Annotated in this window: 7 protein-coding genes and 1 pseudogene; 3 read left to right on the forward strand and 5 right to left on the reverse strand. The window is 32.7% G+C overall.

Annotated elements, in window-relative coordinates; genetic code table 11:
* Positions 1-99: 99 nt before the first annotated feature.
* Positions 100-2,892 carry a SusC/RagA family TonB-linked outer membrane protein gene (locus tag L6Q46_RS10055; protein ID WP_291284187.1) on the reverse strand — a complete coding sequence of 931 codons (2,793 nt, stop codon included), beginning with the start codon at positions 2,890-2,892 and terminating at the stop codon, positions 100-102.
* A gap of 667 nt (positions 2,893-3,559) precedes the next feature.
* Here L6Q46_RS10055 and L6Q46_RS10060 point away from each other — a divergent pair.
* The 3 genes from L6Q46_RS10060 to L6Q46_RS10070 all read left to right on the forward strand — a co-directional run bounded on the left by L6Q46_RS10060 (position 3,560) and on the right by L6Q46_RS10070 (position 5,504).
* Positions 3,560-3,742 carry a helix-turn-helix transcriptional regulator gene (locus L6Q46_RS10060; RefSeq protein ID WP_291284188.1) on the forward strand — a complete coding sequence of 61 codons (183 nt, stop codon included), beginning with the start codon at positions 3,560-3,562 and terminating at the stop codon, positions 3,740-3,742.
* A gap of 135 nt (positions 3,743-3,877) precedes the next feature.
* Entirely contained in the window at positions 3,878-4,834 is a 957-nt protein-coding gene (locus L6Q46_RS10065; RefSeq protein ID WP_291284189.1) for a hypothetical protein, read from the forward strand.
* 1 nt (position 4,835) lies between these two features.
* Positions 4,836-5,504, forward strand: coding sequence for an HIRAN domain-containing protein (locus L6Q46_RS10070; protein WP_291284190.1), 669 nt, complete (start codon positions 4,836-4,838; stop codon positions 5,502-5,504).
* A gap of 446 nt (positions 5,505-5,950) precedes the next feature.
* Here L6Q46_RS10070 and L6Q46_RS10075 read toward each other — a convergent pair whose 3' ends face one another.
* From L6Q46_RS10075 to L6Q46_RS10090, 4 genes and pseudogenes are all read right to left on the reverse strand, one after another.
* On the reverse strand, positions 5,951-8,185 hold the full coding sequence (locus L6Q46_RS10075; protein ID WP_291284192.1) for a multicopper oxidase domain-containing protein: 2,235 nt from the start codon (positions 8,183-8,185) through the stop codon (positions 5,951-5,953).
* Between the two features lie 86 nt (positions 8,186-8,271).
* On the reverse strand, positions 8,272-9,144 hold the full coding sequence (locus tag L6Q46_RS10080) for a DUF2911 domain-containing protein (protein ID WP_291284191.1): 873 nt from the start codon (positions 9,142-9,144) through the stop codon (positions 8,272-8,274).
* 59 nt (positions 9,145-9,203) lie between these two features.
* Positions 9,204-9,422 (reverse strand): GDCCVxC domain-containing (seleno)protein, encoded by a 219-nt coding sequence (locus tag L6Q46_RS10085; protein ID WP_035124236.1) that lies wholly within the window; start codon positions 9,420-9,422, stop codon positions 9,204-9,206.
* A gap of 51 nt (positions 9,423-9,473) precedes the next feature.
* Positions 9,474-9,800, reverse strand: a pseudogene (locus tag L6Q46_RS10090) (MerC domain-containing protein); the annotation flags it as partial.

A 9,800-nucleotide genomic window follows, 5' to 3' on the forward strand; every position in this document is an offset into this window, starting at 1 on the left:
AAAAAGTAACTGTTTTTAATGACTATTTTACTCTAAAATTTAGGTGGTCAATTTGGACTGGAATTGAGTGGTCAGTTTGCACCGAAATCGATGGTCAATTTAGACTGGAAAGTGGTGGTCAATTTGACCGTTTTTTCCAGCTTGTGAATTGGCATTAGTAGCGTATATTTGATAAGGTGCATTATCACCTGCCTCTTGCCAACTATTCAAATACGCTACAGGTTGGTTAATAAAATGACCTGCAAATTTTTGAGTGTTAGCAAAGTTGAAGTTTTGTTGCTTCACAAACTGAAATAAGAAATCCAGCTGAAATCCTTTATAAGTGAATACATTTTGTAAACCACCATAAAAATCAGGATTAAAATCTTTGACTACCTGACGGTCATATTCATATGAAATCACACCATCCCCATTAAAATCGGTAAACTGATACAATCCTGTAACTGGGTCTACCCCTGTAAATTGAAACAATTTTTGAATGGTTGTAGGTTGTCCAATTACATACTGATTGCGATAAGCTGAAGTTTCTAATCCTGGAAAAGAAAGTAATTTATTACCCGCTTTAGTAATATTGAAATTAGAAACCCATGAGAAATTAGTACTTTTTATATTTTCAGTTCGCAAGGTAAACTCTAAACCTTTATTTTCAACGGTAGCATTTAAATTGGTTTGTATAGAAGGAAAACCTGTAGTTCCTGGAAGTGGTAAACCTACCAATTGATTAGAAGAACGGTTTCTATAAGTTGAAGCACTAAACAGGATACGGTCATTTAAAAACCCTAGCTCCAAAGCGACTTCTAATTTTTTATTAGATTCCCAACCAAAATTGGTGTTATATAAGCGAGAAGGCTGTAATCCTATGATTCCACCATAACTAATTCCAGAGGAAGAATAAGTATCTAAATATTGGTAATCACCTATTTGATCGCTACCTGTTATACCATAACTCGCTCTCAATTTTCCGAAACTCAGAAAACGTTCTGTGCTCTTTAAAAAATCTTCTTTATGAAACAACCAAGCCGCACCAAGAGCTCCAAAAGTTGAAAACTGATTCCCTGATGCAAAACGACTGGAACCGTCTCTTCTTGCGGTAAGATTTAATATGTATTTTTTTGCATAATTATAATTAGCTCTTCCAAAAAAAGCCTGGTACTTATAATCAATTTCCTCATTGTTTCTAATTAAAACTTGTGAAGCAGCAGACAAATCATACAACAAACTATTGCTTGAAAAACCTGTGGCATACGCCAATTGCTTTTTACTCGTTTGACTCTGGAAAGTAGCTCCCATTAATACATCCACTGAAGCATTTTCAAACTCTTTATTCCATGACAATTGGGGTTCCATAATCCAAGAACGTCTTCGTAAATTATTTACATAAATAGAAGAATATTGACTACTTAAGTTAAAGGATGGGTTGTAAGTAGTAGAAGGAGTCGAACGACTATCCTCGTTGCTCAAATCAGAAACTCCAAAACTTGATTTTAAAACCAAATTATCGGCTAATTTATATGACATTACGGTATTTGCAATTAAATCCGTTGTAAAAGTCAAACATTTTCTCACATTATTAGAAAGTGGATTTGTCCACGTATTGTTTTCCCAATTTAAATTTCCATTTGCATCATAAAGTGCGGGAGCATTAGGAGCTAATTGACGAGATAATGTAACATAATCAATCCAAGGTAAATCATTATTTTGTACCATATAACTACCCGAAAATTGAACGGAAAACTTATTATCATCAGAACGATGGTTTAAATTAACACGAGCACCACCGCGTTTATATAAAAAGTCGCCTGGAAAAACACTAGTTTCTGTTCGGTAGTTGCCACTTACTAAAAAATTGGTTTGTTGATTACCACCCGTAATATTAGCTTGAATCGTATTCACTTCAGACGTACCCCCGATTAAAACTTTCTGCCAATCCGTATATCGGTTCTGGTCCCAAGTACCGTTTACATCATAAGCATTTGCAGGATAGGTTGTAATACCATCATTAGCATAAGCTTTTCTTCTCATGGTTAAATATTGTTCGGTATTCATCAAGTCCATCATTTTGGTTACTGAACCCACAGCGGTACTAGTGGTAATGCTAACAGATGTTTTACCTGATTTCCCTTTTTTGGTAGTAATAAGCACTACCCCATTAGCTCCTCGAGAACCATATATGGCAGTAGCATCGGCATCTTTTAACACCTCTATGCTTTCAATATCATTGGGATTAATACTAGCAAGCGGATTTCCATTACCTATTGTTGAGGTTGAAGTTTGTAAATCACTAATAGCATCCGTACTATAAGGAACGCCATCAATAATATAAAGCGGATTATTTGCATCTTCTCGTAAACTATTGACACCTCTGATGTTTATTTTAAATCCGCCGCCTGCTATACCTGTTTCTTGTACGATGTTCACCCCTGCCATACGTCCTTGCATAGTAGCTAAAATGTTGGGTACAGGCTGGGTTTCAATATCTTTTGAGGTAACTCTTGCTATACTACCTGTACGCTCTTTGTCTTTTACTGTATAATAACCCGCATTTACAATCACTTCTTTAAGTGTTGTTGTATCTTCTTGTAGATTAATTTTAATTATAGTTCTGTTATTAATGGGTACTTCTTGTGTTTGATATCCTAAATAAGAGAATAGTAAGATATCAGTAGGTTGGGCCGAAATTTGAAAGTTACCATCAATATCGGTTAACGTTCCGGTTGTTGTTCCTTTGATAATAACGGTAACACCCGAAAGCGTACCCACATTATCGGAAACAGTTCCTTTGATAACCGTATTTTGTGCTTGTAGTATAGCTGTTGAAAAAACAGCTAATGTGAGAATAAGTTTGGGCAATAGTTGTGATGCCCAATACCTAAAGAATGCATTTTTATTCATACTTTTGTTTTGGTTAAATGAAACATTGGTTTTGTTTGCTTTAGTCCTCTAGCTAGTTTGCCGACGGTTTAGGGGACTTTTTTGTTAGCCACAAATGGCACTGATTATCATGATTGAATTCATGTAATCATTTGACATACTGTTTTGTTTTACATCATAGGCATTGTTTTTTAAGGTTTCTAAGTTGAGAAGTGAAACTGCCGTTGCTTAAAATATTACAGCGCAGGCAGTGCCCTTCCAAACTAACTAAATTGTTAATATGAGTGATTTTCGAAACTTTGTAATACAAGCAGTGCTAAGAATGAATGTTGAGAGGTGACTTTTAGGTATAAAAAAAGGCATGGAACTCAACAAATCCGCTTTCAAGGTACTGGTATACCGAACACACGAATAAGTGAGCCCACGCCCATAGACGTGAGCATCTTACTTATCATCTCGTGTGTTTAAAAATTACCAGTTTTTGAAAACGAGATTCTAAGCGAATGCTTCAATGTTTTTTGAAGAATCGCAAATATATTAATTCATTTACAAATATATAAATATAATTCAAATTATGGTACATATACCATTGATTTTTAATCATAATTAGTTGCTATTTGTATAAATGCTAGTAATACCAAGATAATTGACAAAAATAGAACTATATATAATTGATAAAATCAAGACTATGAGAAAAGAACATGGTCTTACACAATTAGAACTTTCTCAAAAATTAGAGATGAGTGATAGTTTTATATCTCATGTTGAAGCACCATCAAAAAGAGCAAAATATAATATTAATCATTTAAATAAAATTGCAGAAATATTTAATTGCTCTCCTAAGGACTTTTGGCCAGATAAACCACTTTAAAAAAATTTAGATTTGATGTCTAAATATAGATTTAGATAAGGATTAAAAATTTTATTTAAGATTAAAAAAAATATAAAATTTAAAATGTCTGTTAATAGACTTTTGAAAATGAATACAACCAAGAACTTTTAGTATATGGGATTGATAGATATATCACAATGGCCTTCTGGCGATCAAAGATTCGTTCCTATTGGAAAGAGAATCAAAAAAGTGGTATTTCATCCAGAAACTTACGATTTGTTTTATTTTAAAGAACCAAAAGAAAAATATCCATGGGAATTTTGGAATGAAATTATTGCATTTGAAATTGGAAAAAAGTTAGGTTTTAATGTTTTAAAATATGAAGTTGCTACTTTAGACGGTATAGGCGGATGTCTTTCAAAATCAATGACAAAAGATTTTACTGAAGAATTAATTCATGGACAACAAGTACTTCTAAGAATTTATCCCGAGTTTGAAACAAAAAGAGGAACTGATCATACTTTTCAACTTGTTGAAAGTTTCTTTAAATCTTTAAAAAAAGAGGAAGAAAAATTGATTATCAATGATTTCATCAATATGTTAGTTTTTGATTCAGTTATAGGAAATAGGGATAGGCATCAACAAAATTGGGCAATCATAAGAGAAATCAAAATACAAATAAGACCAAATAAATACTTTGGGTTAAAAAAAGATACAAACTCACCCATTATAACAAGAACTGTTCGATTTTCACCACTTTTTGATAATGGCAATTGTTTAGCTTATAATATTATTGAAGAAAATTTAGATAGTTTTATCAATGATGATACTAAATTAGAAAAGTACTTATTTGGAGAGAAAGCTGTATCTCATCTAAAATGGTTTGGTGCTGCAATGCCACATATAGAATTACTAAAACATATAGCAAAAATCTATCCAGATGCAGTAATTAATTCTATAAAAAAAGTTGATGAAAATTTTAACGAAAATATAATCAACGATATTGTATTAAACATAGATAATGGTATTATCTTTGCAGATGAAAAATATTTCCTTTCACCAAAAAGAAAGGAATTAATAAGTAAATTAATAACAATCAGAACAAAAAGACTTTTACAGGAATTCTTGTAATATGATATTAAAAAAAATCTATTTAAGTTGGAGACCAGGCAAAGGAGATGGTCGATTTTTAGTAGGTGTCTTTTCAAGAGAAAATTCATCAGGGGACGATATTGTATTTAAATATCAAGCTGATGAAGTCAAGAAAGCTAGTGGTAAAGGATTTTATAATTATCCCGAGTTTCCAGACTTTGACAAAGAGTATCGTACCAATCTTAAAACAGCTTTATCTTTGAGATTGATGCCAAAAACTAGAGCAGATAGAAATAATTATTTATCTTTTTGGAAAGCTAATATTGATGGTTTAGATTGGTTTGACGAATTAGGGTTTACACAAGGTGAGTTAGCTACTGATACCTTTGAATTTTTAGCAGAATATCCAAAAAAATATAACGGTATAGGAATCCATTTTGTATCAAACATTGCAGCTCTATCACATTTGAATTTAGCCAATGATTGTGTTAACATAGGAGATAAATTAAGATTTGAACTTGAACCAGAAAATCAAGCCGATAAATCAGCTGTAAAGATTTTCAAAAATTCTGAATTTATAGGTTATGTTAAAAGAGGTCATAATTTATTCTTTCATAAAGTCAAAAATGAAGAAATTGACATAAAGGTAACGAATCTCGAGAAAAACGGAAAAATGAAACAAATATATTTTTCAGTAAGAGTAATATAACTTTAATATAATTAACACAAAAAGATGCTTAGGCATCTTTTTGTGTTTTACAACAACAAACATTTCCATATACTATCTCATTTCTTTTTGCATAATTAAATTCCAAAAATGCATACTTGAAAAAAATTAAGTTCCCTAATTTAACCTAGATTTTAAATGAAATAGTATGAAATGGTGGGAATTAATAGGCTTATTTATTGCTTGGTTAGTTGGTCTTTACTTTAGAGGTAAGATGTATGAAGGTAGTAATGGATTTAGAAAGAGAAACAAAAATTAAAATGTATTTCTTAATTGTCTAAACATTAGATAAAAAAGCAAGTACTATTCAGAACTTGCTTTTTTGTTAGTTTGAAAATTGAATTTTGCTTTTAACACTTGCATATCCTCACTAATTTTCTTGTCTAAAATTTTAGCGTAATGCTGTATTTCATATACTAATTTTAAAATCAATAATTTAAATTCAACCCGAATCCGAATCCCATATCGCTATCATAATGAGTTCTTAGGCTGAGATTTCGTTTTAGAATATATCGTGCTTCTAGCATGTATTCGGTATCAGTATTGACCATGAACCCCATTCGTAATCGTTTGGAAACAGGGATATCTTCTCGCATTAATTGTAATCTTAGATTTCCGTCTTGAAACACTTCAGCTTGGAATTGTACAAGCATGGGTAAAGTGTATGCAAAACCGGCACTGAAAACAGCTCTGTGGTCTTTGGTGTTTTTTTGTCCGAAAATGTTTTTTTCTATCTCACCTTCCATGTTGCGGTAACGCCAATCGAAACCTACAAAAGGCATGAACCATTGCATTTTCCCAATATATTTTCCTAAATGGAATTCTGCTTCATAACCATGCATGTCGTTGTATCCTAAACGCCATTCTGCTCCTAAACTCCAACGAGTATTTTGTACCATTGCCATACCATCGTTACCATTGGTAGCAAAATCGTTTTCAGCCATAAAGTGAAAAGCTCTGTCATCAGCAAATAATTTGCGTTGGGCTAATTTTGGATTAGGAATTAATGGATTGCGTTCTTGATTTTCATAGGTGAAAATTCTGCCCATTCCCGCCATCATGTGGTACAAAATGTGACAATGAAAAAACCAATCGCCTTCTACATTGGCATTGAATTCAATTACGTTGGTTTCCATTGGCATAATATCCATAACATTTTTTAAAGGAGCATAATCGCCCTGTCCGTTAATGATTCTAAAATCATGTCCGTGCAAATGCATGGGATGGCGCATCATGGAACCGTTGTAGAGCGTAATTCTAACATTTTCGCCTTTCTTAATTAAAATTTTATCGGTTTCTGAAATCACTTTATTGTCCATACTCCACACATAACGGTTCATGTTTCCCGTAAGTTCAAAACGAAGTTCTTTTACTGGTGCATCTTTTGGTAATGTTGTTTTTTCGGTAGCTTTAAGCATGGCGTAATTCAATGTGGTGATGTTCGCCAATGCATTAGCATCATACTTATTATGTTTTGAATGTTCTTGATGGCTTGCTGCCTTTGGTGTTTGTTCTTTCTTTTTATTATCAGCTTCTCCAGTAATTTCGGGATACATAACTACGTTCATATCCATTTGATTTAACGACATGCTCATTCCCATATCGTCTAACTCACCGTTCATTTTCATCATGTCGTTCATCATCTTCATCCCTTCAAAATATTTTAATTTTGGCAAGGGTGAAATCAATTGTTTGATACCATTTCCAATGTAAAGGGAAGCCGATTTTGTTCTGTCTTCGGCAGTTGCTAAAAACTCATACGACGTATTATCGGCTGGAATTGTGACAATCACATCATAGGTTTCTGAAACAGCAATTAGTAATCGATCTACTTCAACAGGTTCTACATCATTACCATCACTAGCTACAACCGTAATTTTTCCACCTGCATAGGTCAACCAAAAATAAGAGGAAGCACCTCCATTAGCAATACGAAGTCGGACTTTATCTCCTCCTTTGAACTGAGTTAATTGACTTTCGTTTATTCCGTTGATTAGAAACTTTTCGTAATAAACATCGCTCACATCCATGGCATTCATACGTTTCCACTCGTTACCCAATTTGGTTTTGAAATGTCCTTGCTTGATAGCTTCACTATAACTTTGTGTTGAGCCTTTTTTTATGGCAAACCAATCGGAAGCGTTGTGTAACATTCGGTGAACGTTTTCGGGTTTTAAATCGGTCCATTCGCTTAAAATTAAAGGAACAGTTGGTAAATCATCGATACCTTTTCTAAAAGTAGGATCGTTTTCTTTTTTATTCATAATGAACATACCATACATTCCGATTTGTTCTTGTAATCCTGAGTGTGAATGATACCAATGCGTTCCGTTTTGGATGATGGGAAATGTATATTTATGCGTTGTGCCAGGTTGAATGGGCATTTGGGTTAAATTCGGTACTCCATCTTCTTTGTTAGGTAAAAATAATCCGTGCCAATGCAACGAAGTAGTTTCATTTAATTCGTTATGGACATATATTTCGGCAATATCGCCTTCTGTAAAAGTTAAGGTTGGCATTGGAATTTGACCGTTCACCGCAATAGCTCTTTTTTCAGTTCCAGAATAGTTGACAATTGTATCGCGAACGTATAAATCATAACGCACTATTTTTTGAGCGAATAAGATTTGTGATACAAAAAGTAATAGTACTATTTGCAACATTTTTTTTGAAAAAATATTTTGTAAATCCATATCTGATATTTTCATTTTAGTTATTGCAAATTTTTGAAAATCAAGCATTTTTGATTTTATTTTTTTAATAGCAATTCCCAACTTGCTATTTTATTGTTCAATGTTTCTATAGTTTTTTTCATTTTTTCCTTATCTGCTAATGATACTGCCCTTTTTGCAGCTTCAATAGCACTAGCGTAATCTTTGTTTTCCGATGCTATTTTTTGTCTCAAATTTGGATAATGGAAATTTTGAGGATTTAACTTTTCAGCATCCAATAGCCATTTAATTGCTTGTTTGAAATCTCTATTTGTACTGTAATAATAGTTGGCTGCTTGAAATAATAAGTTGGCATCTTGCGTTTTTCCTTTAACGATATGTTGGTCTATCAACGCTAATAACATATCGTCCTCTTTACTTTTAATTGGTATTTTGACCATAGTATTTTCCCAAAAGATTTTTAGAAATGCTTCACCTTTGCTATTAATGTCATTTAATTCAATTGTAAATGTTTCATAGAAATAGGGACTTTTTTCTGTGGGAACTTTAAAACGCATTACGTCTTTTTTCTCATCATAGCCGGTTTCACCATGTAAAGTTATATCTGTATTAATGATTATTGTCCACTCATTAATTGAAGGAATTGAAAATATTGAATAACTACCCGCTTTTAATATACTATTACCAAAGGAGATATCTTCAGAAGTTGTAATTACGGTACAATCACTTGCACCAGTTCGCCAAAGTTTATCAAATGGCACTAACTCACCAAATATTTTTCTGCCTCTTACTAATGGTCTACTATAGGCTATTTTAATTTTTGCACTGCCGACTTCCTGTTCAAATGATGAAGCAGGACTTGCAGATGTTGTTCTTATCTGGACTTTGTTTTGTGCAGAAATAAATACTGATTGTAAAATAATTAGGTGAAATAGGAATATTTTTTTCATTGTTTTGAATTATTGATTACTGTATTTTTATACTTTAAGTTATATTGATTTTGTGATTTCTAACAGCAATTATCTCCGGCTTGTATTGGTGGACACTTTACAGTTCCGTAACTACAATAAACGCAACAATCGCCTTGTTTAGGTCTTAAAACTGTTTTGCATTTTTCACACTCATAAAAAAACTGACAAGCATCGGTTGGCATTATTTCGTCTTTACTATACCCACAATTTGGACATGTTAATGTAGATTTTAATTCTACTGATTTTCCATTGTAGATAGTGCAAGTATCACAATTTCCGTGTAATTTGTTTCGATAATAATTTACTATCGTAGCTATGAAAAGCCCAAGCATACCAGCATAAATTAAATAAACTGCATTTTCTGATTTGCTAAAATAACAGGCAAATAATATTGTTATTCCACTCGGGATTGCTATTAATAAAGGATACAGGCAACGATGTTTACGATAGGAAATGATTAAGCCAACAATGGAAATTAAAACCATCGCTTGAAAAATCCACATCGTCCATCCTCCAAATAATTCAAAGCTTCCAAGTCCAAGAGCTGATGCTGCAAATGCAAAAAGAGGAAAACAGCAAGGCGAAAACAGTGCTGTGAAAAAAAGCCCCAGAGTGCCTAATTTATCTACATTATT

The sequence above is a fragment of the Flavobacterium sp. genome, from assembly GCF_023151265.1.
In the GTDB taxonomy this organism is placed as follows: domain Bacteria; phylum Bacteroidota; class Bacteroidia; order Flavobacteriales; family Flavobacteriaceae; genus Flavobacterium.

Excerpts from the sequence above, each read along its gene's own strand:
- L6Q46_RS10055 (WP_291284187.1), bottom strand. The coding sequence starts at position 2,892 with ATGAATAAAAATGCATTCTTTAGGTATTGGGCATCACAACTATTGCCC.
- L6Q46_RS10060 (WP_291284188.1), top strand. The coding sequence starts at position 3,560 with ATGAGAAAAGAACATGGTCTTACACAATTAGAACTTTCTCAAAAATTA.
- L6Q46_RS10065 (WP_291284189.1), top strand. The coding sequence starts at position 3,878 with ATGGGATTGATAGATATATCACAATGGCCTTCTGGCGATCAAAGATTC.
- L6Q46_RS10070 (WP_291284190.1), top strand. The coding sequence starts at position 4,836 with ATGATATTAAAAAAAATCTATTTAAGTTGGAGACCAGGCAAAGGAGAT.
- L6Q46_RS10075 (WP_291284192.1), bottom strand. The coding sequence starts at position 8,185 with ATGTTGCAAATAGTACTATTACTTTTTGTATCACAAATCTTATTCGCT.
- L6Q46_RS10080 (WP_291284191.1), bottom strand. The coding sequence starts at position 9,144 with ATGAAAAAAATATTCCTATTTCACCTAATTATTTTACAATCAGTATTT.